This is a genomic window from Pseudomonas sp. LBUM1666 (assembly GCF_059695775.1).
This window is the reverse complement of the sequence record NZ_CP166789.1, coordinates 552,858-577,444: the sequence shown is the minus strand read 5'-3', so window position 1 is coordinate 577,444 and position 24,587 is coordinate 552,858. Positions and strand designations below refer to the sequence as shown.

20 protein-coding genes and 2 tRNA genes are annotated in these 24,587 nt (G+C 59.9%); 5 read left to right on the top strand and 17 right to left on the bottom strand.

From position 1 onward, the window contains the following. Positions 1-4: 4 nt before the first annotated feature. From rpsR to rnr, 4 genes are all read right to left on the bottom strand, one after another. On the bottom strand, positions 5-235 hold the full coding sequence (gene rpsR / locus ACA056_RS02535; protein ID WP_002551829.1) for a 30S ribosomal protein S18: 231 nt from the start codon (positions 233-235) through the stop codon (positions 5-7). A gap of 28 nt (positions 236-263) precedes the next feature. After that, positions 264-686, bottom strand: a complete 423-nt coding sequence (rpsF, locus tag ACA056_RS02530; RefSeq protein WP_003217491.1) for a 30S ribosomal protein S6 — start codon at positions 684-686, stop codon at positions 264-266. Between the two features lie 305 nt (positions 687-991). Continuing rightward, a complete protein-coding gene (gene rlmB / locus ACA056_RS02525) occupies positions 992-1,759 on the bottom strand; it encodes a 23S rRNA (guanosine(2251)-2'-O)-methyltransferase RlmB (RefSeq protein ID WP_497270265.1) in 768 nt (255 codons plus the stop codon). After that, a complete protein-coding gene (gene rnr / locus ACA056_RS02520; RefSeq protein WP_497270263.1) occupies positions 1,756-4,386 on the bottom strand; it encodes a ribonuclease R in 2,631 nt (876 codons plus the stop codon). The genes rlmB and rnr overlap by 4 nt, the downstream gene beginning before the upstream one ends. A 226-nt stretch (positions 4,387-4,612) precedes the next feature. On the opposite strand from rnr, the gene ACA056_RS02515 reads away from it, so the two are divergent. From ACA056_RS02515 to ACA056_RS02500, 4 genes are all read left to right on the top strand, one after another. Continuing rightward, positions 4,613-4,699, top strand: a tRNA-Leu gene (locus ACA056_RS02515). 166 nt (positions 4,700-4,865) lie between these two features. Further along, positions 4,866-4,952: transfer RNA gene (locus tag ACA056_RS02510), tRNA-Leu, on the top strand. Positions 4,953-5,143: 191 nt separating this feature from the next. Then, positions 5,144-6,154: an extracellular solute-binding protein gene (locus ACA056_RS02505; RefSeq protein ID WP_497270261.1), complete on the top strand. Its 1,011-nt coding sequence runs from the start codon at positions 5,144-5,146 to the stop codon at positions 6,152-6,154. Continuing rightward, complete coding sequence (locus ACA056_RS02500) at positions 6,154-7,719, top strand: ABC transporter permease (protein ID WP_497270259.1); 1,566 nt, start codon at positions 6,154-6,156, stop codon at positions 7,717-7,719. Before ACA056_RS02505 ends, ACA056_RS02500 begins: the two co-directional genes overlap by 1 nt. Before the next feature lie 96 nt (positions 7,720-7,815). Here ACA056_RS02500 and ACA056_RS02495 read toward each other — a convergent pair whose 3' ends face one another. The 12 genes from ACA056_RS02495 to ACA056_RS02440 all read right to left on the bottom strand — a co-directional run bounded on the left by ACA056_RS02495 (position 7,816) and on the right by ACA056_RS02440 (position 22,822). After that, positions 7,816-9,750 carry a methyl-accepting chemotaxis protein gene (locus tag ACA056_RS02495; protein ID WP_497270257.1) on the bottom strand — a complete coding sequence of 645 codons (1,935 nt, stop codon included), beginning with the start codon at positions 9,748-9,750 and terminating at the stop codon, positions 7,816-7,818. Between the two features lie 150 nt (positions 9,751-9,900). After that, on the bottom strand, positions 9,901-11,193 hold the full coding sequence (locus ACA056_RS02490) for an adenylosuccinate synthase (RefSeq protein WP_010464193.1): 1,293 nt from the start codon (positions 11,191-11,193) through the stop codon (positions 9,901-9,903). A gap of 54 nt (positions 11,194-11,247) precedes the next feature. Then, the gene (locus tag ACA056_RS02485) at positions 11,248-12,435 is read right to left on the bottom strand and encodes an ATP phosphoribosyltransferase regulatory subunit (RefSeq protein ID WP_008156985.1); all 1,188 of its coding nucleotides are present in this window, start codon (positions 12,433-12,435) and stop codon (positions 11,248-11,250) included. 318 nt (positions 12,436-12,753) lie between these two features. Beyond that, the gene (gene hflC / locus ACA056_RS02480) at positions 12,754-13,623 is read right to left on the bottom strand and encodes a protease modulator HflC (protein ID WP_056746351.1); all 870 of its coding nucleotides are present in this window, start codon (positions 13,621-13,623) and stop codon (positions 12,754-12,756) included. Then, a complete protein-coding gene (gene hflK, locus ACA056_RS02475; protein ID WP_497270254.1) occupies positions 13,623-14,795 on the bottom strand; it encodes an FtsH protease activity modulator HflK in 1,173 nt (390 codons plus the stop codon). The genes hflC and hflK overlap by 1 nt, the downstream gene beginning before the upstream one ends. Before the next feature lie 96 nt (positions 14,796-14,891). Then, on the bottom strand, positions 14,892-16,193 hold the full coding sequence (gene hflX / locus ACA056_RS02470; protein WP_497270252.1) for a ribosome rescue GTPase HflX: 1,302 nt from the start codon (positions 16,191-16,193) through the stop codon (positions 14,892-14,894). Positions 16,194-16,205: 12 nt separating this feature from the next. Continuing rightward, entirely contained in the window at positions 16,206-16,466 is a 261-nt protein-coding gene (gene hfq, locus ACA056_RS02465; RefSeq protein ID WP_497270250.1) for an RNA chaperone Hfq, read from the bottom strand. 92 nt (positions 16,467-16,558) lie between these two features. After that, positions 16,559-17,530: a tRNA (adenosine(37)-N6)-dimethylallyltransferase MiaA gene (gene miaA, locus ACA056_RS02460; RefSeq protein WP_497270248.1), complete on the bottom strand. Its 972-nt coding sequence runs from the start codon at positions 17,528-17,530 to the stop codon at positions 16,559-16,561. Continuing rightward, positions 17,530-19,440, bottom strand: coding sequence for a DNA mismatch repair endonuclease MutL (gene mutL / locus ACA056_RS02455; RefSeq protein ID WP_497270246.1), 1,911 nt, complete (start codon positions 19,438-19,440; stop codon positions 17,530-17,532). The genes miaA and mutL overlap by 1 nt, the downstream gene beginning before the upstream one ends. After that, complete coding sequence (locus ACA056_RS02450; protein WP_497270244.1) at positions 19,437-20,864, bottom strand: N-acetylmuramoyl-L-alanine amidase; 1,428 nt, start codon at positions 20,862-20,864, stop codon at positions 19,437-19,439. The genes mutL and ACA056_RS02450 overlap by 4 nt, the downstream gene beginning before the upstream one ends. After that, positions 20,865-21,335 (bottom strand): tRNA (adenosine(37)-N6)-threonylcarbamoyltransferase complex ATPase subunit type 1 TsaE, encoded by a 471-nt coding sequence (gene tsaE / locus ACA056_RS02445; RefSeq protein WP_497270242.1) that lies wholly within the window; start codon positions 21,333-21,335, stop codon positions 20,865-20,867. It abuts the gene before it with no gap. Next, positions 21,323-22,822 carry an NAD(P)H-hydrate dehydratase gene (locus ACA056_RS02440; protein WP_497270240.1) on the bottom strand — a complete coding sequence of 500 codons (1,500 nt, stop codon included), beginning with the start codon at positions 22,820-22,822 and terminating at the stop codon, positions 21,323-21,325. The genes tsaE and ACA056_RS02440 overlap by 13 nt, the downstream gene beginning before the upstream one ends. Positions 22,823-22,885: 63 nt before the next feature. On the opposite strand from ACA056_RS02440, the gene queG reads away from it, so the two are divergent. Further along, positions 22,886-23,965: a tRNA epoxyqueuosine(34) reductase QueG gene (gene queG / locus ACA056_RS02435; protein WP_497270238.1), complete on the top strand. Its 1,080-nt coding sequence runs from the start codon at positions 22,886-22,888 to the stop codon at positions 23,963-23,965. On the opposite strand, the gene ACA056_RS02430 is transcribed toward queG, so the two are convergent. Beyond that, on the bottom strand, positions 23,947-24,558 hold the full coding sequence (locus tag ACA056_RS02430; protein WP_129438987.1) for a trimeric intracellular cation channel family protein: 612 nt from the start codon (positions 24,556-24,558) through the stop codon (positions 23,947-23,949). The two genes, queG and ACA056_RS02430, sit on opposite strands and share 19 nt — an antisense overlap. Positions 24,559-24,587 lie beyond the last annotated feature (29 nt).

Here is a 24,587-nt window from a genome sequence, read left to right as displayed (position 1 = left end):
GGTCTCAGCGGCCGTGGCTGTCGGTGTAGGCCAGCAGGGCCAGGAAGCGGGCGCGCTTGATAGCGGTGGCCAGCTGACGCTGATAACGTGCTTTGGTACCGGTGATGCGGCTTGGAACGATTTTGCCGGTCTCGGATACATAAGCTTTCAGAGTGTTGAGATCTTTGTAATCGATCTCTTTCACGTCTTCAGCGGTGAAGCGGCAGAATTTACGACGACGGAAGAAACGTGCCATGTAATAGGCTCCTCAAAAGGTCCGTGGATTACTCGTCAGCGTTATCGCTGTTGTCGCTGTCATCACTATCAGCGCTTTCAGCGCCTTCGTGCTCAGGACGGTCGCGACGCTCACGGCGCTCACTGCGGTTTTCTTCAGCCTTGAGCATCTCGGATTGGCCGGTAACGGCTTCTTCGCGACGGATGACCAGGTTACGGATCACTGCATCGTTGTAGCGGAAGTTGTCTTCCAGCTCGGCCAGGGCCTTGCCAGTGCACTCAACGTTCAGCATCACGTAGTGAGCCTTGTGAACATTGTTGATTGCGTAGGCCAGTTGACGACGGCCCCAATCTTCCAGACGGTGGATTTTGCCGCCGTCTTCTTCGATCAGCTTGGTGTAACGCTCTACCATGCCGCCGACTTGCTCGCTTTGATCCGGGTGGACCAAAAAGATGATTTCGTAATGACGCATGAATGCTCCTTACGGGTTGTAGCCTGCCGCTCAAAAGCGGTCAGACAAGGAGTGAATGACACTTATGGACTTGCTTGCGATAGACACATGCGTGCCTGCCGTCACAGCAAGGGGCGCAATTGTAGAGAAGGGACAGAAGAGGTGCAAGGCAATTGGTGATTATTTGAACAACCTCCAATCTTCACCCAAACACCAAACACTGTGGGAGCGAGCCTGCTCGCGAAGGGGGCTTAGCATTCAACATTGATGCTGAATGTTACTCCGCTTTCGCGAGCAGGCTCGCTCCCACAGGGGTGAGTACCGGATCAGGACTTCTTGGTAGTCCCGGCAGCCTTGACGCCGCGCTGGCGCTGGGCTTCAAACAGGCAGACGCCGGTCGCCACAGACACGTTGAGGCTGCTGACGCTGCCGGTCATCGGCAGGTGCACCAGGTAGTCGCAAAGATCGCGAGTCAGGCGACGCATGCCGCTGCCTTCAGCGCCCATGATCAGGATGGTCGGGCCGGTCATGTCTTGCTGATACAGACTCTGCTCAGCCTCGCCCGCCGTACCGACGACCCACAAGCCGCGCTGCTTGAGTTTCTCAAGCGTGCGCGCCAGGTTGGTCACCGCAACCAACGGAATCACTTCCGCCGCGCCGCAGGCCACTTTACGTACCGTCGGAGTCAGGGTGGCTGACTTATCTTTCGGCACGATCACCGCCAACGCACCGGCCGCATCGGCCGAACGCAGGCAAGCGCCGAGGTTGTGCGGGTCGGTCACGCCGTCGAGCACCAGCAACAGCGGTGCGCCTTCGGATCGATCGAGCAGTTCGTCGAGCATCGCCTCGCCCCAGACCTGGCTCGGACTCACGTCCGCCACCACGCCCTGGTGCACGCCATCAACCCAGGCGTCGAGTTCACGACGCTCAGCGTTGCCGACGGCGACGCGATTTTCGGCTGCCAACGCGATCAGCGTCTGAACCCGCGGATCACTGCGGCCTTCGGCCAGCCAGATCTGCTTGACGCGTTTTGGGTGGTGACGCAGCAACGCTTCTACAGCGTGCACGCCGTAGATCTTTTCCAACTGACTCATGACTTGGCCTTCGGTTTACGCGCCCCGCCGCTTTTGGCGGCTGGAGCAGAACCCGCTTTTGGCGGGCCTTTACGGTGTTTGCTCGGTTTGGCTGGCTTACCGCCGGGAGCCTTGTCAGGCGCCGACCGTCCGGTCTTTCCCCCAGACGCCGCTTTACCGCCGCTTTTCGCTTCAGACAGCAACGCCTGCTTCATCTCACGACTTTTGCGCAATTCGGCATTTTTCGCCGCGGCATCGCTCGGACGATAGGCTTCTACAGCCTTTTCCTTCGCAGGACGACGACCGGTTTTAGCCGGGGCCGGCTCTGCGGCGGTTTTAGCAGCAGGCGCAGCAGTTTCAGTCCCGCGCTTCTTGCGGCCAATCGGCGCGCTGATGGTTTTTTCAGCCATCTCGAAGTCGATCTTGCGCTCGTCGAGGTCGACGCGCATGACCCGCACTTCAACGGTATCGCCAAGACGGAAGCTGCGACCGGTACGCTCACCGGCCAGGCGGTGGTGCACAGGATCGAAGTGGTAGTAATCGCCCGGCAGCGCGGTGACGTGTACCAGGCCTTCGACGTAGATATCGGTCAGTTCGACGAACAGACCAAAACCGGTCACGGCAGTGATCACACCCGGGAACGACTCGCCCACACGGTCTTTCATGAACTCGCACTTGAGCCAGTTCACGACGTCGCGGGTCGCTTCGTCGGCACGGCGCTCGCTCATCGAGCACTGCTCGCCGAGCTGCTCCAGAATCGCCTCGTCGTACGGATAGATGCGCGCTTTCGGAATGGTCATCGCGCCAGCACGGCGAACGTGCGGGGTGTCCATTTTCGAATGGATGACGCTGCGAATCGCCCGGTGCGTGAGCAAGTCCGGGTAGCGGCGGATCGGCGAAGTGAAGTGGGTATAGGCTTCGTAATTCAGGCCGAAGTGGCCCTGGTTATCGGCGCTATACACCGCCTGACTCAACGAACGCAGCATGACGGTCTGGATCAGGTGGAAATCCGGACGATCCTTGATGCTCGCCAGCAATGCCTGGTAGTCCTTCGGCGACGGGCCGTCCTTACCTTTGTGCAGGGACAGGCCGAGTTCGCCAAGGAAGGCGCGCAGTTTTTCCAGACGCTCCGGTGGCGGGCCATCGTGGACGCGATACAGCGCTGGGATTTCGTGTTTTTTCAGGAATTCGGCGGTGGCCACGTTGGCCGCCAGCATGCATTCCTCGATCAGCTTGTGGGCGTCGTTACGAACGGTTGGACGGATTTCGGCAATCTTGCGCTCGGTCCCGAAGATGATCCGGGTTTCCTGCGTTTCGAAATCGATCGCGCCACGCACGTGACGAGCGGCCAGCAGCACTTTGTACAGTGCGTAAAGCTGCTTGAGGTGCGGCAGAACGTCGTTGTACTCGCCACGGAGCTGACGCGCCTCGGTGAGTTTCGGCGTTTCCAGCATGGCGCTGACTTTGTTGTAGGTCAGACGAGCATGGGAATGAATCACCGCTTCGTAGAAGCAATAGTCGGTCATCTCGCCGGATTTGGAGATAGTCATCTCGCAAACCATGGCCAGACGATCGACGTGCGGATTCAGCGAGCACAGGCCGTTGGACAGCTGCTCAGGCAGCATCGGCACGACGCGCTCGGGGAAATACACCGAGTTGCCGCGAACCTGGGACTCATTGTCCAGGGCCGAACCGATTTTCACGTAGCTGGAAACGTCGGCAATCGCCACGTACAACTTCCAGCCGCCGGAGAACAGGCGCAGCTTGCCCGGCTTGGCTTCGCAATAGACCGCATCATCGAAGTCGCGCGCATCTTCACCGTCGATGGTGACGAACGGTAGATGGCGCAGGTCGATGCGCTTCTCTTTGTCTTTTTCTTCGACTTCCGGCTTGAGCTTGGCAGCTTCTTTCAGCACAGCCTCGGGCCAGACGTGAGGAATGTCGTACGTGCGCAGGGCAACGTCGATTTCCATGCCCGGCGCCATGTAGTTACCCACAACCTCGACCACGTCGCCTTGCGGCTGGAAGCGTGGCGTCGGCCAGTGAGTGATCTTCACTTCGACGAACTGACCGATTTGGGCGTTAGCGTTACGGCCCGGCGTGACCAGCACTTCTTGCTGGATCTTCGGGTTATCCGCGACGACGAAACCGATACCGCCCTCTTCGAAGTAACGGCCGACGATGGTCTCGTGGGCACGAGACACCACTTCGACGATCATGCCTTCGCGGCGACCGCGACGGTCAAGGCCGGAAACACGGGCCAGCGCACGATCGCCATCGAACACCAGACGCATTTGCGCCGGGCTCATGAACAGGTCATCACTGCCGTCATCCGGGACCAGGAAGCCGAAGCCGTCACGGTGACCGCTGATGCGGCCCAGGATCAGGTCAAGCTTGTCCACCGGCGCATAGGTGCCGCGACGGGTATAGATGAGTTGAGCGTCGCGCTCCATGGCGCGCAGGCGGCGGCGCAGGGCTTCGATCTGGTCTTCTGTAGTCAGACCAAACTCTTCGACCAGCTGCTCGCGGTTAGCAGGCGAACCCCGATCAGCAAGGTGCTGAAGGATCAGTTCGCGGCTAGGAATAGGGTTTTCATATTTTTCCGCTTCACGAGCGGCCTCGGGATCGAGGGACTGCCAATCGGCCATTAGAGAGTTTTCACCTTGTCTATATGCGGGTTAGTTTGGCATAGGCGTAATGAAACGGGAAATTTCAGGCTATGACAGCCCATCTAAAGCCCTTTATCGACACCGCGAAGCTGAATTAAATGCCACTGGTAAAATTTTCCAGGTTTTTTCGACCTCAGGGGTTTACAGTTAAAAAGACGCTCCGTATAGTGCGCGCCATCGACGACGCAGACGCATTGTCGATAATGCCCAGATGGTGAAATTGGTAGACACGCCAGCTTCAGGTGCTGGTGACCGCAAGGTCGTGGAAGTTCGAGTCTTCTTCTGGGCACCAATTTCGAGCTTGAGATTAGATCAATTTCAAGGCTCACACAAAAACCCGCGAAAGCGGGTTTTTTGCATTCTAAGCCTCTGATTTATTAAAACTAAATCAGGGGTTTACAGATCAAAAAGCTCTCCGTATAGTGCGCCACATCAACAGCGGCAACGCTGAAGATTATGCCCAGATGGTGAAATTGGTAGACACGCCAGCTTCAGGTGCTGGTGACCGCAAGGTCGTGGAAGTTCGAGTCTTCTTCTGGGCACCAATTCAAATTCAAGGTCACGATCTTGAATTTCACAGAAACCCGCGAAAGCGGGTTTTTGCGTTTCCGGGGTTTGAAAAGTTAATCCAGGACGCTCTAGCAAACCCTTCTCACCCCCGCAAGGCGCACTTGAGAAACAATATCGTTTATCATTGTTTCAAGTTTTTGCAATGCGACAGTGAGGAACCTTGCGAATGATGTTTCGAAATACCCTGCGCCGCGGCCTGACCTTTACCCTCCTCAGCCTGGCACTCGCGACTCCCCTCACCCAAGCCGCCGAACCGGTTTCCCTGACACTCTATAACGGTCAACACAAAGAAGTCGGCGACGCCATCGCCAAAGCCTTCGAAGCCAAGACCGGGATTCACGTCAATGTGCGCAAAGGCAGCAGCAACCAGCTCGCCAGCCAGGTCGTCGAAGAAGGTGATCGCTCCCCTGCCGACGTGATCTACACCGAAGAATCGCCACCACTGAACAAACTCGGCGAACAAGGCCTGCTGGCGCAGACCGATGCCGCCACCCTGGCCGTTCTGCCCAAAGACTACGTCGCCGGCAACGGCACCTGGATCGGTGTCACCGCACGGGTCCGCGTGGTCGCCTTCAACCCGAAACTGATCGATGAAAAAGACCTGCCCAAGTCAGTCATGGAGTTCTCCGATCCGAAATGGCAAGGCAAGGTCGGCTTCGTGCCTACCAGTGGCGCCTTCCAGGAACAGGCCGTGGCGATCATCAAAGTACACGGCATGGACGCGGCCGAAGAATGGCTGACCGGTTTGCGTGCTTTCGGCAAGACCTACAGCAACAACATGGTTGCACTGAAGGCGGTGGAAAACGGCGAAGTCGCCACCGTGCTGGTCAACAATTACTACTGGTTCGCCTTGCAGCGTGAAAAAGGCCAGCTCGATTCGAAACTGCATTACTTCACCGGCGGCGACGTCGGCGGGCTGATCACGGTTTCCAGTGCGGCCGTGCTGAAATCCAGCAAGCATCCAAAAGAAGCCCAGCAATTCCTCGCTTACATGGCCAGCGAAGAAGGTCAGCGCGTGATCACCCAGACCACCGCCGAATACCCACTGCACAAAGGCATGGAATCGGATCGTGGGCTCAAGCCGTTCAGCGAGCTGCAAGCACCGAAAGTCACGCCAGCCGACCTCGGCAATGCCGAAGAAGCCCTGGACCTGGAACGTGACGTTGGCTTGAACTGATGAGCGCATCGTTATCCGCCCCCGTCGCGCACGGGGGTTACGTGCCGCGGCGCAAGCGGCCATCGATCTGGCTGCTGCTACCGGTTTTGCTGCTGGTGGTGCTCAGCCTGTTGCCGCTGGCGTATGTCGGGCTCAAAACCTGGCAGGCCGGTTGGGCCGAGGCGCTGCATTTGTTGTGGCGCCCTTATGTGTTTGGCCTGCTGCGCAACACCTTGGCGCTTATGGTCGGTGTGACGCTCGCCTGTGGCGTGATCGGCCTGTCGCTGGCCTGGCTGCTTGAGCGCAGCAACCTGCCCGGACGGCGCTTGTGGGGTGTGATTCTGTGCCTGCCGTTCGCGGTACCGGCATTTATCAGCAGCTTTACCTGGGTTTCGCTGAGCGCTCATTTCGAAGGCTTGGGCGGGGCGATCCTGGTGATGACCCTGTCCAAGTATCCGCTGATCTTTCTGCCGGTCGCGGCGACCCTGCGCAATCTCGACCCCTCCCTCGAAGAGTCCGCCCGCACACTGGGGCAGAATCGCTGGGGCGTGTTTTTCAGAATTACCCTACCGCTGCTCTGGCCGTCACTGCTAGCCGGTTCGCTGCTGATCGCGCTGCACATGCTGGTGGAATTCGGTGCGCTGTCGATCATTGGACTGCAAACCTTTACCACCGCGATCTATCAACAGTTCGAACTGGAATTCAGTAACGCGAATGCGGCGATGCTTTCCGCCGTATTGCTGGCGCTGTGTCTGATACTGCTGTGGCTGGAACTGCGCGTACGCGGCAAGGGCCGACATGTGCGTACCGGTCAGGGCGCGGCTCGGCATGCGGAACAGGTTCGGCTGGGGCCTTGGGTTGCTGCCGGACAACTTTACTGCCTGGCGCTGGCGATCATCGGTAGCGGTATTCCGCTCGGAATGCTGGCGTACTGGCTGGCAGTGGGTTCGTCGGCAGCGTTCCCGGTAGCTGCGATCAGCGAGGCGCTGCTCTCCTCCCTGGCGTTGTCGCTGGGCGGCGCCGCGCTGTGCCTGGTGTTGGCAGTGCCGGTGGGATTGCTGGTCGTGCGCTACAAAGGCCAATTGGCGATCTGGGCCGAACGCTTGCCGTATCTGCTGCATGCGCTGCCAGGACTGGTGATCGCGCTGACGCTGGTGTATTTCGCCCTGCACTATGTGCCGGCGCTGTACCAGACTTCGGCATTGTTGCTGATCGCTTATGCATTGCTGTTTTTGCCGCTGGCACAGGCGCCGATTCGTACGGCACTGAACAAGGCTGCGCCGCAACTGGAAGAGGCTGCACGCACGCTGGGTGCATCGTCTTTCAGTGCGTTTTGTCGGGTGACGTTGCCGATCATTTTCCCGGCACTGGGCGCAGCGTTTGCGCTGGTGTTTCTGGACGCGATGAAGGAGCTGACGGCGACGCTGCTGCTGAGTCCGACCGGACTCAATACGCTAGCGACGGAAGTCTGGGCGCATACCGCGAATGTGGAGTTTGCGGCGGCGGCGCCTTATGCGGCGTTGTTGATTTTGGTGTCGGGGTTGCCGGTCTATTTGCTTACGACTCGGATGTATCTGAGCCGCTGACATTGCCTTCGCGAGCAGGCTCGCTCCCACATTGGAACGCATTCTCCTGTGGGAGCGAGCCTGCTCGCGAAGAGGCTAGTTCGGACAAAGAAAATCCTAAGCCCTGAACTGCCCCAGGCTGGCCTTCAACTGCGCAGCCAACCCATCCAGCACCTTGCCGCTGGCCGTGGTTTCCACCACCGCTTGAGCAGCCTTCTCTGCCTGCGCATGAATGGTCTCAACCCGACCACGCACCGCCTGCGCGCCTTGCGCCTGATGCGCAGCTGCCTGCGTTGCCAGACCAATCGCCGCATGAACCTGCTCGACCGACGCCTGCACCGATTGCTGCAACCGCGCACTGTCACGCAGCACCAGCAAACCTTCGCTGGCCTGACGCCCGGCCTGACCGATCGCTGCCACCGCCTCACGCGCACCTTGCTGCAAGGCAACGATGTGCGCCTGAATGTCGCCGGTGGAGCTCTGTGTCTTGCTCGCCAGCGCCCGCACTTCATCGGCCACCACGGCAAACCCGCGACCGGTCTCGCCCGCACGCGCGGCTTCGATGGCCGCGTTCAGCGCCAGCAGGTTGGTTTGCTCGGCGATCCCGTGAATCACCGTCAGCACCACTTCAATCTGCTCACTCTGCTGCGCCAGCCGCTCGATGACTTTCGCCCCGGTATCGACCTGCCCGGCCAACGCCTCGATCAGGCTGCCGACTTTCGCCGAGGTCCGCGTGTTTTCATCCGTGGCCGAACGAATATCCACCACTTGCTGCAAGGCTGCCTGCATGGCATGACTTTCAGACTGGGCTTCGTCAGCCATTTGCGACAAGGCACGCAGGCTCTCGGCCACTTCATCGCGCTGCATGCCCGCCGCTTTATCGGCCCCGGCATTACGCAGGGTCATGGCGCCGATTTCCACGCCAGTGCGTTGAGCCACATCGCCCGCTTCACGCACGATCGGCTGCAACTTATCCACAAAGCGATTGACCGCCGAGGCCATGTCGCCGATTTCGTCCTTACTGTTGATCTGCACGCGCTTTGTCAGGTCGCCCTCGCCCGCAGCCAGGTCGTCCATGGCCGCAATCAGCAGCTTCAGGCGATTGACCACGCGACGACCCAGCACCACGGCCAGCAACAGCAACACACCGAAACCCACCACCGCCAGACCCATGCCAATGCGCCAGCGCAAAGTGCCCGCCGCTTCCTGCACAGTGCTGGTGGTGTTGGCTTTCATTTCAGAGGCCGTGGACTGCGCCGACTGCAAACGCGCGCCCATCGCTGCCGCACTGTCCGCTGCGGCGCCTTTGAGGCTATCGCCGACCAGTTGATCACTGCTGGCGATCAGCGCCGAGAAGCGTTTGTCGAGGGCTGCCAGATCGACTTCCACGGAAGCGGTGGAGACGCCCATCAAGACCTTGCCGATTTCCACGCCATTGGGGCTAATTGAGGCTTCGAGGTAGTAGACCGATGGATCGTTTTTCGCCGCATCCAGCACTTTGTCCAATGCGCGCTCACCCTGGCCTTTTTCCAGCAGCGCTTTGTTGATCGGATTCTCGCGGTTCAAATAGCGCGTCAGGTGCTGGCCGGTAGCGTCGTCGTAGATCACGAACAGCACGCTCGGATTGCGCTGGGCCCGGCGGGCGAATTCGGACAGGGTAGGCACGTCGCTGTCCCACATGGCGCGGGGTGCGACCGAGGCCAGAAGCTGCGCCATATCATTGGCGGAGTCCTTCAGGTCTTTTTCCAGAGTCGTACGCAACTGCGCCTGCTCATCCTTCAGACGCGAGGACAGGCCGGCAGTGAGTCGCTGACGGGTACTGGTGGACAGGCTGTCGAGGCTCGACGTGACTTCACGCCCCGCCTGCTCCAGCTCACCGGAAAGTTTTTGACTGTCGGCACCCAGGCGCACACCCAGATCGGCTTCCAGTGCGGTCACTGTGCTCCGAGTCAAGGCAACAGCCACCAGCACCTGCACCAAAAGGGCGATACCAAGGGTAACGAACACGGGCCGTAATAGACGGCTTTGTAACAGTGAGAGAACGGCCGACACTTGATATCCCTCTGCGTTGACGCCATTAAATTGATGGCACCCCAGAAAAGATGCACTTAATGAAGATCACAGCAAAGGTCATGCCGTCTAACAGACACAAACGACAAAGGGCCCAATTAAGGGCCCTTTGTGTTTTACATCAACAACTTATTAAGCGAACGGGTGACGCAGAACGATGGTTTCGTTGCGGTCCGGGCCCGTCGAAATAATGTCGATCGGCGCACCGACCAACTCTTCGACGCGTTTGATGTAGTTGCGTGCAGCCTGTGGCAGCTCTTCCAGGGTCTTGGCACCGACGGTGGATTCGGTCCAGCCTGGCATCTCTTCGTACACCGGCTCCAGGCCGATGTAGCTGTCGGCGTCAGTCGGTGCGTCGATCACTGCACCATCCTGGTTCTTGTAGCCAACGCAGATGTTGATGGTTTCCAGACCGTCCAGCACGTCCAGCTTGGTCAGGCACAGGCCCGAGATGCTGTTGACGTCGATAGCGCGACGCAGGATGACGGCATCGAACCAGCCGCAACGACGGGCACGGCCGGTGGTAGCGCCGAACTCATGGCCACGCTTGGCCAGGAAAGCACCCACATCATCAAACAGCTCAGTCGGGAACGGACCCGAACCGACGCGAGTGGTGTAGGCCTTGGTGATGCCGAGGATGTAATCCAGGTACATCGGACCAAAACCCGAACCGGTAGCGATCCCGCCCGCGGTGGTGTTGGAGCTGGTGACGTACGGGTAGGTACCGTGGTCGATGTCCAGCAGGGAGCCTTGGGCGCCTTCAAACATGATGTCTTTGCCAGCGCGACGCAGCTCGTGCAGCTCAGCGGTGACGTCGAGCATCATCGGCTTCAGCAGCTCGGCGTATTCCATGCACTCGTCGAGTGTTTTCTGGAAGTCGATCGCAGGCTCTTTGTAGTAATTGACCAGGACGAAGTTGTGGTAATCCAGCAACTCACCCAGCTTGGCGGCGAAACGCTCACGATGGAACAGGTCACCGATGCGCAGGCCACGACGTGCAACCTTGTCTTCGTACGCCGGGCCGATGCCGCGACCAGTTGTACCGATCTTCAGCTCGCCACGGGCCTTTTCACGAGCCTGGTCCAGCGCTACGTGATAGGACAGGATTAGCGGGCAGGACGGGCTGATACGCAGGCGCTCGCGCACCGGTACGCCTTTTTCTTCCAGCTTGATGATTTCCCGCAGCAGAGCGTCGGGTGCAACCACCACGCCGTTGCCGATCAGGCACTGCACGCCTTCGCGCAACACGCCCGACGGGATCAGGTGCAAGACGGTTTTTTCGCCATCGATCACCAGGGTGTGACCAGCGTTGTGGCCACCTTGGTAGCGCACTACGGCGGCAGCATGTTCGGTCAGCAGATCAACGATCTTGCCTTTGCCCTCATCACCCCATTGGGTGCCCAGGACTACGACATTCTTACCCATAACACTTGTCCTCATTCGCGCAAACTTGGTGCCGGCCGCGGCCGACAGGAAAACTCAAGAAGCCAGTGGCGATACTTGCCAAAGCCCGTTCTGCTGAATCAATTGCCGGTCGCAGTCCGCTTCACGGGCGGCGGCCAAAGGTTGCCCAGGCAACGCCTGAACGACACGCTGACCCTCACTGCGCAACTGGCAAACCTGCTGCCAGAGTGCCGCATCCGTACTGTCAGGCATCCAGATACCGCCAGACGGTAACTCGATCTCAGCACGCCCCAGGGTCACCAGGGTTTTCAAATCGGTAGAGAAGCCGGTTGCCGGACGGGCGCGACCGAAGTCGGCACCGATGTCGTCGTAACGACCGCCCTGAGCAATGGACTGGCCAACACCCGGTACGAACACCGCGAACACCACACCGGTGTGGTAGTGGTAGCCGCGCAACTCGCCCAGGTCGAAATACAACGGCAACTCAGGGAAACGCGTGGACAGACGCTCGGCAATCGCCAGCAAGTCGTCCAGAGCTGCCAGTACCGGCGCCGGCGCATCCGCCAGACGCTCGCGGGCAGCGCTCAATACTTCACGGCCGCCACACAGGTCGACCAACGCCCGCAACATGCCCGACAGATCGGCAGGCAAGCCTTCGGTCAAGGTAATGACCTCGTCGATGGCCTTACGTTGCAACGCATCGAACAACTGTTGCTCGACTTCACCGGACAAACCGGCGGCGCGAGCCAGGCCGCGGTAGATACCAACATGACCGAGATCCATGTGCACATCCGGCACATCGGCCAGTTGCAGCATAGCCAACATCAGGCTGATGACTTCCACGTCGCTGCTCGGGCTGGCATCGCCGTACAACTCGGCACCCAGCTGGATCGGGCTGCGCGATGACGACAAGGCGCGCGGCTGAGCGTGCAGCACGCTACCGGCATAGCACAGACGGCTCGGGCCTTCGCGGCGCAAGGTGTGCGCATCGATGCGCGCCACTTGCGGCGTGATGTCGGCACGGAAACCCATCTGCCGGCCCGATTGCGGGTCGATGACCTTGAAGGTACGCAGATCGAGGTCCTGGCCCGCGCCGGTCAGCAGGGATTCCAGGTACTCGATATGGGGAGTCACGACAAACTCGTAACCCCAGCTCTGGAACAGATCCAACACCTGACGACGCGCGACTTCAATGCGCGCCGCTTCTGGTGGCAGTACTTCTTCGATGCCATCTGGCAGCAGCCAGCGGTCTACCGTTGCCATTACGCCATTCCCCTATGATCCGGGCGGCAAGCCTTTGGGCGAGCCTTGAGTGAAGCAGAAAATGATCGGCTCATGCGCACAAACCACGCGCATGAACAACGCGGCGAAAAGCCTGAAATCGGCTTCGCCAACCACTTTCCTCGAAAAACCTGTCGAGTCATTCAACTCGGACGCCTGCATAAAAAACAGCAATCAAACGTGCAGACGCAAAAAAGCCGGGAATTTCCCGGCTGCCGCATCATACACACGTTTTCCCAAAGGATCACCCCGCCCGAGGCGTTAGCCGCCAGGCGGGGGATGATTCAGGTCAACGTCGTATCAAGGCTTGGCTTTTTCCAGGTAACGGAAGAAGTCGCTGCTTGGGTCCAGGACCATGACGTCGGATTTGTTCGCGAAGCTTTCACGGTAGGCACGCAGGCTACGATAGAAACCGTAGAACTCCTGATCCTGACCGTAGGCCTTGGAGTAGATCGCAGCCGCCTGGGCATCACCATCACCACGAACCTCTTCAGATTCACGATAGGCTTCAGCCAGCAACACGCGGCGTTGACGATCAGCGTCGGCACGAATGCCTTCTGACAGCTCGTTACCCTTGGCGCGGTGCTCGCGAGCTTCACGCTCCCGCTCGGAACTCATGCGTTCGAACACGCTGCGGTTCACTTCTTTCGGCAGATCGATGGCCTTGACCCGAACATCGACAACTTCGATGCCCAGCTCTTTTTCCGCCATCTTGTTCAGCGAAGCCGTGATATCGGTCATCAGCGCATCGCGCTCACCGGAAACCACTTCGTGCAGCGTGCGCTTACCGAACTGGTCACGCAGGCCCGATTCCAGACGACGGGAAAGACGCTCGTCAGCAATCTGCTTGAGGCCGGAAGTCGCGGTGTAGAAGCGTTCTGCATCTTTCACGCGCCACTTGGCGTAGGCATCAACCATCACGGCTTTCTTTTCCAGCGTCAGGAAGCGTTGTGTCGGTGCATCCAGCGTCATCAGGCGTGCGTCGAATTTGCGCACCTGGTTAACATAAGGCACTTTCACATGCAGACCCGGCTGAACATCAGCCTGGACCACGCGACCGAACTGCAGCAGCACCGCACGCTCGGTCTGAGCCACGATGTAGAAGCAGTTCCAGGCTGCGATCGCCACGACGACGCCGACAATAAGGGCGATCAGCGATTTATTGCTCATCAGCGACTCTCCCTGGTACGTGCTGGCTGTTGCTGCAGATCAGCTGCCGCACGCGCATTCGCTTCGTTGCTGGTGGCTGCCGCGCCGGTCACCTGAGTGCTGGTGTTGCGACCGCTTTCGACCATCTTGTCCAGCGGCAAGTACAGCAGATTGCTCTGGCCATTCTTGTTGCCGGTCACGAGAACCTTGCTGGTGTTGCTGAAGACTTCCTGCATGGTGTCCAGGTACAGACGCTCGCGGGTGACTTCGGGTGCCTTGCGGTACTCGGCGACCAGCTTGGTGAAGCGATCGGCCTCACCCTTGGCGCGCGAGACGGTTTCGTCACGGTAACCATTGGCATCTTCGATGATGCGCTGGGCCTGACCACGGGCTTCCGGCACGACGCCGTTGGCATAGGTTTCAGCCTGGTTGCGCGAACGCTGCTCGTCTTCACGGGCGCGGATCACGTCATCGAAGGCTTCCTGCACTTCACGCGGTGCCGCTGCGCTCTGTACGTTGACCTGGGTAACGGTGATACCGGTGCGATAAGTATCCATGAAGCGTTGCAGACGCTCCTTGATTTCGCTGGCCATCAACTCACGACCTTCAGTCAGCACCTGATCCATCGCGGTGGAACCCACCACATGGCGCAAGGCACTTTCGGTCGCGTGCTGCAGGCTGATTTCCGGCTGGTCGACGCTCAGCACGAAGTCCTGCAGGTTGCTGATCTTGTACTGCACAGTCAGCGGCACTTCGACGATGTTCTCGTCTTCAGTCAGCATTTGACCCTGCTTGGTATAGGCACGCTCACGCGTGACGTTTTCCAGGTACTTGCGATCAAGCGGCGGGAAATAGATGTTCAAGCCCGGGCCGACGGTTTCGTAGTACTTGCCGAAGCGCAGCACCACGGCTTGCTCCTGCTCGTCGACTACATAGACCGCGCTGTACAGCCACACGGCCGCCAACACGACCAGACCGATGCCGAGCAGACCGCCGAAGCCGCCACTCCTGCCCGAACCGCCGCCGTCATCACCGCGTTTCTTACCACCACCGAACAACCCGTTCAGGCTTTCCTGCAGCTTTCGGAAGGCCTCGTCGAGATCCGGTGGTCCCTTGCGGTCGCCGTTATTGCGGCGTTTGCCACCCCAAGGATCCTGATTATTCGAGTTGCCACCCGGCTCATTCCAAGCCATAGCGCTCTCCATCTGATAAAGCAAAGACGCACCCACGGCGCGCCGACCAATGCTACAGAATGCCTGTCACCGCGGCACAACCGCTTTTTCAGGCTTTTATTGCAAAGTGTGTTGTTCGATGAATTCCATCGGTTGCAGACCTTCGCGACTCACCAGTCGATTCAACTCAACCCGTGGCAAGCGAACGGCCAGCAGGCTGATGCCTTCTTCGTCGTGTTCTTCTTTCTGCACCGCACCGAGTTCGAAAAACTGCGCACGCAGTCGAGCAAAACGTTGCGGCAAGCGCAAGGTGCCAACAAACAAATCATCCCCGAGCAGCTCGGCCACCGCCTGCTTGAGCAGGTCCAGGCCAGTACCGTCCTTGGCCGACAACCAGACCCGCTGCGGCTTGCCATCGGCATCCCGTTGGATCTGCGGCTCCACACCCTCGAGCAAATCGAGTTTGTTGTATACCTCAAGGATCGGCAAGTCTTGAGCCCCGATCTCCCCGAGCACCACCATGACCTGTTCAATCTGGGCCATACGCTCGGGTTCATGGGCGTCGATCACGTGCAGCAGCAGGTCGGAGTTGCTCGACTCTTCGAGCGTAGCCCGAAATGCCTCGACCAGTTTGTGCGGCAGGTGACGAATGAAGCCCACGGTATCGGCCAGCACGATCGGCCCGAGGTCGTCGAGTTCGAGTCGGCGCAGGGTCGGGTCGAGGGTGGCGAAAAGTTGGTCAGCGGCGAAGACGTCGGAGTCGGTCACCGAGTTGAACAGCGTCGATTTGCCGGCGTTGGTATAACCCACCAGTGAAACCGTCGGAATGTCAGCCCGTTTGCGCCCGCGACGAGACTGCTCGCGCTGGCTACGGACCTTTTCCAGGCGCCCCTTGATCTGCCGCAAGCGAACCCGCAACAGGCGCCGGTCGGTTTCGAGCTGGGTTTCACCCGGACCGCGCAGACCGATACCGCCCTTCTGCCGTTCAAGGTGAGTCCAGCCGCGTACCAGCCGCGTACTCATGTGCTCAAGCTGGGCCAGTTCGACCTGGAGCTTGCCTTCATGGGTACGGGCGCGTTGGGCGAAGATATCGAGAATCAGACCCGTGCGGTCGATCACGCGACACTCGAAAACACGTTCGAGGTTACGTTCCTGACTGGGCGTGAGGATGTGATTGAAAATCACCAGATCTATCTGCTCGGCTTTGACCAGGTCGCGCAACTCCTCGACCTTGCCGCTGCCAATCAGGTATTTGGCGGTTGGCCGATGACGCGGCACGTTGAAAAACGCGACGGTCTCGGCACCAGCCGAAATTGCCAACTCCTGAAACTCCTGCGGATCTTCGCGCGCCTCAGGGTCCTGACCATCCAAGTGAACGAGAATTGCCCGTTCACCACCACCGTGGCGCTCAAAGAACAAAGGAGGCTCCTATCAGGCGTTACCTGGCTCAGCGTCACCCGCTTCGGATTCGGTTGCGCTAGGCAGACGAATTGGACGAACCGGCACCACTGTAGAGATAGCGTGCTTGTAAACCATCTGGCTGACGGTGTTCTTCAGCAGGATCACGAACTGGTCGAAAGACTCGATCTGACCTTGCAGCTTGATCCCGTTGACCAGGTAGATGGACACCCCAACTTTCTCTTTACGTAAAGTATTCAAGTAAGGGTCTTGTAGCGAATGCCCTTTTGACATGTGCCGCACTCCTTTAAGGATTCAAAATAAAAATAGGTAATCAGATGGCTTGGGCCGTCACACCCCCAAGGATAGACGGCAATTGCAAGGACTCAGCTCAATATGGAGATGGTCCCCAGGTATTTCAAGGCGCGCGGCAGATTGTCGCAATCAAGGCTGTCCAACCAGTGTAAATCAGCCCAACTGCGCAGCCAGGTGAACTGGCGCTTCGCCAATTGGCGCGTGGCAATGATTCCACGCTCCTGCATCTCGGCTTGCGTCAGCTTGCCATCCAGGTAGTCCCAGACTTGTCGGTAGCCTACTGCACGTATAGACGGCAACCCGGCATGCAGGTCACTTCGCTTACGCAGGGCTACGACCTCGTCAATGAATCCCTGTTCCAACATATTCGTGAATCTTTGTTTAATTCGTTCGTGCAATACCTGACGGTTTGCCGGAGCAATGGCCAAGTTCGCGACAGTATAGGGCAATTGTTGCAGTCCCGAGGCGGCTGCTTCAGTACTTTGCGCAGATTGTCGCAACCTTAGTGCAGTCATGCTCTGACCGCTGACGCGATAAACTTCCAGTGCTCGACTGAGTCGCTGCGGATCGTTCGGATGAATACGCGCGGCGGATTCCGGATCGATGACCGCCAATTGATCGTGCAGGGCTTGCCAGCCAAGGCGTGCAGCTTCTTCTTCGATCTGCGCACGAACCTCGGGATCGGCCGCCGGCATTTCTGCCAGTCCTTCGACCAAAGCCTTGTAGTAGAGCATCGTGCCGCCTACAAGCAGCGGGATTTTGCCTCGCGAAGTGATCTCGGCCATCGCCTCAAGCGCATCACGACGAAAATCGGCGGCGGAATAGCTCTCTGCCGGGTCGAGAATATCGATCAGACGATGCGGGAATTCGGCCAAAAGCTCCTTGGAGGGCTTGGCGGTGCCGATGTCCATGCCACGGTAGACCAACGCCGAATCGACGCTGATCAGCTCGCAAGGCAAGACTTTGGTGAGTTCGATGGCCAGGTCGGTCTTGCCGGCGGCCGTCGGCCCCATCAGGAAAATCGCAGGAGGGAGCTGGTTCATCACCGACCGCGCAAGAACAGTTTGTCCAGATCGTCCAGGCCCAATTGGGTCCAGGTCGGTCGGCCATGGTTGCATTGACCGCTGCGTTCGGTGTTTTCCATATCCCGCAGCAGACCGTTCATTTCCGGCAGGGCCAGACGCCGATTCGCCCTAATCGCGCCATGGCAGGCCATGGTGCCGAGCAGTTCGTTCAGGTGCGCCTGAATCCGGTCGCTGGTGCCATATTCCATCAAGTCCGCCAGAACGTCACTGACCAATCGATTGGCTTCAGCTTGCTTGAGCAAGGCTGGAATCTGCCGGATAGCCAGGGATTCCGGGCCCAGACGTTGCAATTCAAAGCCCAGGCGCTGGAACCACGCGACGTGTTCTTCGGCGCAATCGGCTTCACGCTGACTGACCGCCAGGGACTCCGGCACCAGCAGCGGCTGACCGCTCAGCCCTTCGCTGGCCATGGCGATTTTCAGCCGCTCGTACATGATCCGCTCGTGAGCGGCGTGCATGTCCACCAGCACCAGCCCTTGGGCGTTTTCCGAAAGAATGTAGATGCCTTTGAGCTGCGCCAGTGCATAACCCAGCGGCGGAACATCGTCCTGCCCGGCCGGCAGCGCTACCGCGTTGGCTTCTGGCAATGGTGCAAAAAACTCGCGATAAGCTGCCTGGGCCTCAGCAACCGGCACGCCGGACTGAGGCCGCGGCGAGTACTGATATTGATAACCGGCACCAGCGCCCGAGCCTGCCGGCGTATTGAACGACGGCTGGGCCTGAGGCTGTTCCAGCAAGGCATTGGCCGCCAGACGCATTTCGCCCTGTGGACCGAACTCGCCAGCATCAATGCCGGTGGGTCGAACGACGGCCGTCGCGACAGGCGCGGCCAGGTGGTCTTCCGGCCGCACATCGCCCAAGGCGCGGTGCAGGGTGCCATAGAGGAAATCGTGAACCATGCGCCCGTCACGGAAGCGCACTTCGTGCTTGGTCGGGTGCACATTGACGTCCACGCCCGCCGGATCGACCTCGAAAAACAGCACGAACGTCGGGTGCCGGCCGTTGAACAGCACGTCGCGATAGGCCTGGCGCACCGCGTGGGCCACCAGTTTGTCGCGTACGGCACGGCCGTTCACAAAGAAATACTGCAAGTCTGCCTGGCTGCGGTTGAACGTCGGCAAGCCGACCCAGCCCCACAAATGCAGGCCATTGCGCTCGATCTCGATCGGCAGCGCCTGCTCGAGGAAACCCGAACCGCAAATCGCCGCCACACGCCGGGCACGGGCCGCGTCGTCATGGGCTTCATGCAGACTGAGGATGGTTTTGCCGTTGTGGCGCAAATGGAACGCCACGTCAAAACGCGCCAGGGCCAGACGCTTGATCACTTCTTGCAGGTGATCGAATTCGGTTTTTTCGGTTTTGAGAAACTTGCGTCGTGCCGGGGTATTGAAAAACAAGTCACGCACTTCCACCGAAGTGCCCACCGGATGGGCCGCCGGCTGCACGCGAGGCGCCATGTCCCGGCCTTCGGTTTCGACCTGCCAGGCCTGATCGGCATCTTTGGTGCGGGACGTCAGGGTCAGGCGCGCCACGGAGCTGATCGAGGCAAGTGCCTCACCACGAAACCCCAGGCTCATGACCTGCTCGAGGTCTTCCAGGTTGCGGATCTTGCTGGTGGCGTGACGGGCCAAAGCCAGCGGCAAGTCATCAGCAGAGATACCGCTGCCATCGTCGCGTACCCGCAGCAACTTGACGCCGCCCTGCTCCACATCGACATCGATGCGCCTGGCGCCGGAGTCGAGGCTGTTTTCCAACAATTCCTTGATCACCGAAGCCGGGCGTTCAACCACCTCACCGGCGGCAATCTGGTTCGCCAGTCGCGGGCTGAGCAGCTCGATGCGAGCCGTGTTGGTCAGCACCTGGTTCATTCTTTGGCCGCCAGTTCAGTGCCGGGGATGGTCAAGTGCTGACCGATTTTGAGTTCATCACTCGACAGTTTGTTGGCGCTGCGCAGCGTGGCCGGAGACACCTGATATCGCACGGCAATCATCGCCAGCGTCTCGCCGGGGCTCACACGATGGTCACGAGGACCTTGTGCGATCCCTCCGGAATCACGCAGCCAGGCGATGTAGGTGCCCGGTGGCGGATTCTGCTGGAAGAACTGGCGCACGCCGCTGCTGATCGAACGCGCCAGCGCTTGCTGGTGGTTCGCTGCGGCAAGCTTGGAAGCTTCGTTGGCGTTAGAGATGAACCCGGTTTCCACCAGGATCGATGGAATGTCCGGCGACTTCAGCACCATGAACCCGGCCTGTTCCACGCGCTGTTTGTGCAGCGGCGTGACGCGGCCGATGTTGGTCAGGACTTTCTGGCCGACGTTCAGGCTAGAGGTCAGGGAAGCCGTCATCGACAGGTCAAGCAGCACGCCCGCCAGCATGCGGTCCTTGTCGTCGAGGCTGACGTTGCCGGCACCACCGATCAAGTCGGAACGGTTTTCGCTGTCGGCCAGCCAACGCGCCGTTTCCGAGGTAGCGCCGCGATCAGACAGGGCGAACACCGAGGCACCGAAGGCTGCGGCCGAAGGCGCGGCGTCGGCGTGAATCGAAACGAACAGGTCGGCGCCCTTCTTGCGGGCGATTTCGGTACGGCCGCGCAGTGGGATGAAATAGTCGCCGGTGCGGGTCAGTTCGGCACGGAAGCCTTTCATGCCATTGACCTGACGTTGCAGTTCGCGGGCGATGGCCAGTACCACATCTTTTTCACGCTGACCGCGAGAGCCCGAGGCACCCGGGTCTTCGCCGCCGTGACCGGCATCGATGACCACAACGATGTCGCGCTTGCCGGCCGGGGCTGGCGGCAGCTTAACCGCAGGCTCCACCGGAGTGACCGGTACCGGGGCGACCGTCGCGACGTTGGTCGGCGCCGGAATTGGCGCGGCGTCGGCAGCGTTATCGAACAAGTCGACCACCAGGCGATTGCCGTACTGGGCGTTTGGCGCCAGGGTAAAACTTTTCGGCGTCACGGCTTTTTTCAGGTCGATGACCACCCGCAGGTCGGTCGGCGTACGTTGAGCCGAGCGCATGGCGGTGATCGGAGTGTTCGAGCTGTTGACATTCAGCGGCGCCCCCAGTGACGCGCCATTGATGTCGATGACCAGCCGATCCGGGGCGGTCAGGGTAAAGACACTGTGCTGGACAGGACCGGTCAGGTCGAACACCAGTCGCGTGTTGTCCGGAGCCCGCCACAGGCGAACGCTGTTGACCTTTGTCTCGGCCACAGCGTCGACGGTCACCGCCAAAAACAACAATCCTACGGCAGCTACCATCGCGCGAAAGCGCATACCTAACCCCATCATTTAATTGGTTTCCAATGCCAAAGCGGCACACCACAACTCGCCACGCGAGCCCTGGGACAAAATTTTCAGCGAACGCCCGCTGTCTTGCGGGCCAATGGTAATGGTCAGGTCGGGCTTTGGCAAAAAGCCTGCACCCTTTTCGGGCCACTCGATCAGGCACAACGCGTCGTCTTCGAAGTAGTCGCGGATGCCGAGGTACTCCAGTTCTTCAGGGTCGACCAAGCGATAGAGGTCGAAATGGAAGGCCCGGATGTCACCAATCTCGTAGGGTTCGACCAGGGTAAACGTAGGGCTTTTTACCGACCCTTTATGCCCCAGCCCCCTGATGATGCCCCGGGACAGCGTGGTTTTCCCCGCACCCAGATCTCCCTCGAGAAAAATCAGACCGTGCCCTTCGGTGGTTTGCGCGATACGTGCGCCAAATGCGGTCATCGCCTCTTCATCAGCCAGGTACAGGGTTACTTCAGACACGGTGCTTGCTCCTCCAACAACTGACGAATGGCTGGAATCAGATCACTGGCCGCCAGCCCACGGCCCGATTTACCTTCTTGCGCGCCAGCATTGGCGTGTAGCCAGACGGCCAGACAGGCGGCGTCGAACGCCTCCATGCCTTGAGCCAGCAACGCGCCGACCAGACCGGCCAGCACATCACCCAAGCCGGCGGTGGCCATCGCCGGATGGCCCTGATGACACAATGCCAGGCGCCCATCGGGGCTGGCGATCAGACTGCCGGCGCCTTTCAAAATGACTACAGCTGTGTATTTTTTGCTCAATGCGTGAGCGGCAGCGGGGCGGTCAGCCTGAACTTCGGCGGTGTTCATCCCCAACAAGCGCGCCGCTTCGCCCGGATGCGGAGTTATCACACAATCCTTGGGCAAGCTCACGTGCTTTGAAGCCAGCAGATTCAATGCATCGGCGTCCCAGACTTGCGGCAGCGGCGCGTTGGCAGCCGCCGACAAAAGGCTGCGCCCCCAGGAAGCCTGACCCAAGCCTGGGCCGACAACCAGCACGGAAACCTTTTGCAGCAGTTCCATCAGTTGATTGGCCGACGAAGTGCCCAACACCATGGCTTCGGGGATTCTCGCCAGCGCGGCCGGAACATGCTCACTGCGTGTCGCCACGGACACCATGCCCGCACCGCTACGCAGCGCACTTTGCGCGCTCAGCAGGATGGCGCCACCAAAGCCGCGATCACCGCCGATCAGCAAGACGTGGCCGAACTTGCCTTTATGGGAGGTTGGAGCCCGGCCCGGCAGACGCGGCAAGGAACTGGCCGTCAGCCGACGTGCACTGATGGCGACTCCGTTAAACGACTCGGGGGAGGCCTGCAGATCGTTGAACACCAACGCGCCGACCACGTCTGCAGCATCGCCGGTGAACAGACCCAGTTTCAGGCCGATGAACGTCACCGTCAGGTCAGCCCGCACCGCAGCGCCGAGTATTCGGCCGGTATCAGCGCACAACCCCGAAGGGATATCCACCGCCGCAACCGGCAGCCCGCTGCCGTTGATCGCCGCGATGGCGCCCGCGCAGGGCTCTCGCACCTCTCCCGTCAAACCAGTGCCGAGCAAGGCGTCCAGTACAATACCGCGCAACTCGGACTGTGCGTTCCAGGCTTGAACCGCGACACCTTCGGACACGGCCTCGGCATGGGCCAATGCCGCATCACCTTGTAAACGCCGGGGATCACCGACCGCCAACACCCGCACATGCCAGCCAGCACGCCGGGCCAGCACGGCCACCAGATAACCGTCGCCGGCGTTATTGCCATGACCGGTCACGACACTCAATTCGTTCGACGTCGGCCAATGACGGACCAGCGTACGCCAGGTCGCCCGCGCCGCGCGCTGCATCAATTCGAAGCCCGGTGTGCCGGCCGCGATCAGGCTCGCATCGAGGGCTCGCACTTGCGCGGCGCTATACAGCGCGTCGGGTAAATCATCTTTAGTGTGCGGCATGCGTCTTCGAGCTCCGATGTCTGGCAGAATTATACGCACCTCAGCTCCGGTTTCTCTCGCCTCATGCCCGCAATTACCACAGACCTGCCCACCCTCGCCCAATCCATCAAGGACTGGGGCCGCGAGCTGGGCTTTCAGCAAGTCGGCATCAGCGGCCTCGACCTGGCCGAGCATGAGCAGCACCTGGAGCGCTGGCTCGCGGCCGGCTACCACGGCGAAATGGATTACATGGGCGCCCACGGCAGCAAACGCTCACACCCGGAAGAGCTGGTGCCCGGCACGCTGCGGGTAGTTTCCCTACGCATGGACTACCTGCCGGGCAACACCGAAATGGCCAAACGACTGGCACAACCGGAAAAAGCCTACGTCTCGCGTTATGCCTTGGGCCGCGATTACCACAAATTGATCCGTAAACGCGTGCAACAACTGGCCGATAAAATTCAGGCCGAGATCGGCCCGTTTGGTTTCCGCGCCTTCGTCGACAGTGCGCCTGTGCTGGAAAAAGCCATCGCGGAACAGGCCGGTCTTGGATGGATCGGCAAAAATACCCTGGTCTTGAATCGCAAGGCCGGCAGTTACTTCTTTCTCAGCGAACTGTTCGTCGACCTGCCGCTGCCCGTCGACCCACCTCACACTACCGAACATTGCGGCCGCTGCACGGCGTGCCTCGACATCTGCCCAACCAACGCCTTCGTCGGCCCGTACGTGCTGGATGCCCGACGCTGCATCTCCTACCTGACCATCGAACTGAAAAGCGCGATCCCGGAAGATTTGCGGCCATTGATCGGTAATCGGGTGTTCGGTTGCGATGATTGCCAGATCGTCTGCCCGTGGAACCGCTTCGCCCGCTCGTCCGGCGAAAGCGACTTCAAACCACGACACAATCTGGACAACGCGGAGTTGGCAGAGCTGTTCATGTGGGATGAGGAGAAGTTTCTCAGCAGCACCGAAGGTTCGCCGTTACGCCGAGCGGGTTACGAGCGTTGGCTGCGAAACCTGGCGGTGGGCCTGGGGAACGCTCCATCTAGCATTCCGGTACTTGAAGCGTTGAAGGCTCGCAAGGACTACCCGTCGGAGTTGGTGCGTGAGCATGTCGAGTGGGCGCTCAAGCAACACGCCAAACGTCAGGCTTCGTCGTTATAAACGAACTTCGGCATTTCCCAATGAAACCGGATCGCCAGCAAACGCAGCAGGAAGCCGCCAAACAAGGTGATCAGAATCGCCTGTTCGCCCGGCAATTGCAGGTAAATGCAGAGCATGTAGCACCACGCCGCAGCGAACGAGACGCTGGCGTAGAGTTCGCGGCGGAAGATCAGCGGGATGTCGTTGCAGAAGATGTCGCGCAGGATGCCGCCGAACACCCCGGTGATCACACCGCTGACGGACGCTACGAGCATGCCGTGACCCATTTCCAATGCGGTCATGCAGCCGATGAGGGTGAATGCCACCAGGCCCACGGCGTCGAGCACCAAAAACAGCGAGCGCAGGTGGCGCATCCAGCGCGCGGCGAAGACGGTGAACATCGCGGCGACCGAGGTCAGCACCAGGTATTCCGGGTGTTTGACCCAAGTCAGCGGGTAGTGACCGAGCAGCACGTCTCGCACCGACCCCCCGCCCAACGCCGTGATGCAGGCGATCAGCACCACGCCAAACCAATCCATGCCGCGACGGCCGGCAGACAGCGCGCCGGTCATGGCTTCGGCGGTGATGGCGATCAGGTAAAGCATCAGCAACATGGTGGCGGTCCTTGCAAGAAGGCGCGCAG

What these genes read in the sequence shown, in the direction of transcription:
- ACA056_RS02485 (WP_008156985.1), bottom strand. Translation starts at nt 12,435, where the DNA reads ATGGCAACGGTAGACCGCTGGCTGCTGCCAGATGGCATCGAAGAAGTA.
- ACA056_RS02430 (WP_129438987.1), bottom strand. Translation starts at nt 24,558, where the DNA reads ATGTTGCTGATGCTTTACCTGATCGCCATCACCGCCGAAGCCATGACC.
- miaA (WP_497270248.1), bottom strand. Translation starts at nt 17,530, where the DNA reads ATGAACCAGCTCCCTCCTGCGATTTTCCTGATGGGGCCGACGGCCGCC.
- hflK (WP_497270254.1), bottom strand. Translation starts at nt 14,795, where the DNA reads ATGGCTTGGAATGAGCCGGGTGGCAACTCGAATAATCAGGATCCTTGG.
- rpsF (WP_003217491.1), bottom strand. Translation starts at nt 686, where the DNA reads ATGCGTCATTACGAAATCATCTTTTTGGTCCACCCGGATCAAAGCGAG.
- rlmB (WP_497270265.1), bottom strand. Translation starts at nt 1,759, where the DNA reads ATGAGTCAGTTGGAAAAGATCTACGGCGTGCACGCTGTAGAAGCGTTG.
- ACA056_RS02505 (WP_497270261.1), top strand. Translation starts at nt 5,144, where the DNA reads ATGATGTTTCGAAATACCCTGCGCCGCGGCCTGACCTTTACCCTCCTC.
- rnr (WP_497270263.1), bottom strand. Translation starts at nt 4,386, where the DNA reads ATGGCCGATTGGCAGTCCCTCGATCCCGAGGCCGCTCGTGAAGCGGAA.
- queG (WP_497270238.1), top strand. Translation starts at nt 22,886, where the DNA reads ATGCCCGCAATTACCACAGACCTGCCCACCCTCGCCCAATCCATCAAG.
- ACA056_RS02500 (WP_497270259.1), top strand. Translation starts at nt 6,154, where the DNA reads ATGAGCGCATCGTTATCCGCCCCCGTCGCGCACGGGGGTTACGTGCCG.
- rpsR (WP_002551829.1), bottom strand. Translation starts at nt 235, where the DNA reads ATGGCACGTTTCTTCCGTCGTCGTAAATTCTGCCGCTTCACCGCTGAA.
- mutL (WP_497270246.1), bottom strand. Translation starts at nt 19,440, where the DNA reads ATGAACCAGGTGCTGACCAACACGGCTCGCATCGAGCTGCTCAGCCCG.
- ACA056_RS02440 (WP_497270240.1), bottom strand. Translation starts at nt 22,822, where the DNA reads ATGCCGCACACTAAAGATGATTTACCCGACGCGCTGTATAGCGCCGCG.
- ACA056_RS02490 (WP_010464193.1), bottom strand. Translation starts at nt 11,193, where the DNA reads ATGGGTAAGAATGTCGTAGTCCTGGGCACCCAATGGGGTGATGAGGGC.
- hfq (WP_497270250.1), bottom strand. Translation starts at nt 16,466, where the DNA reads ATGTCAAAAGGGCATTCGCTACAAGACCCTTACTTGAATACTTTACGT.
- hflC (WP_056746351.1), bottom strand. Translation starts at nt 13,623, where the DNA reads ATGAGCAATAAATCGCTGATCGCCCTTATTGTCGGCGTCGTCGTGGCG.
- ACA056_RS02450 (WP_497270244.1), bottom strand. Translation starts at nt 20,864, where the DNA reads ATGATGGGGTTAGGTATGCGCTTTCGCGCGATGGTAGCTGCCGTAGGA.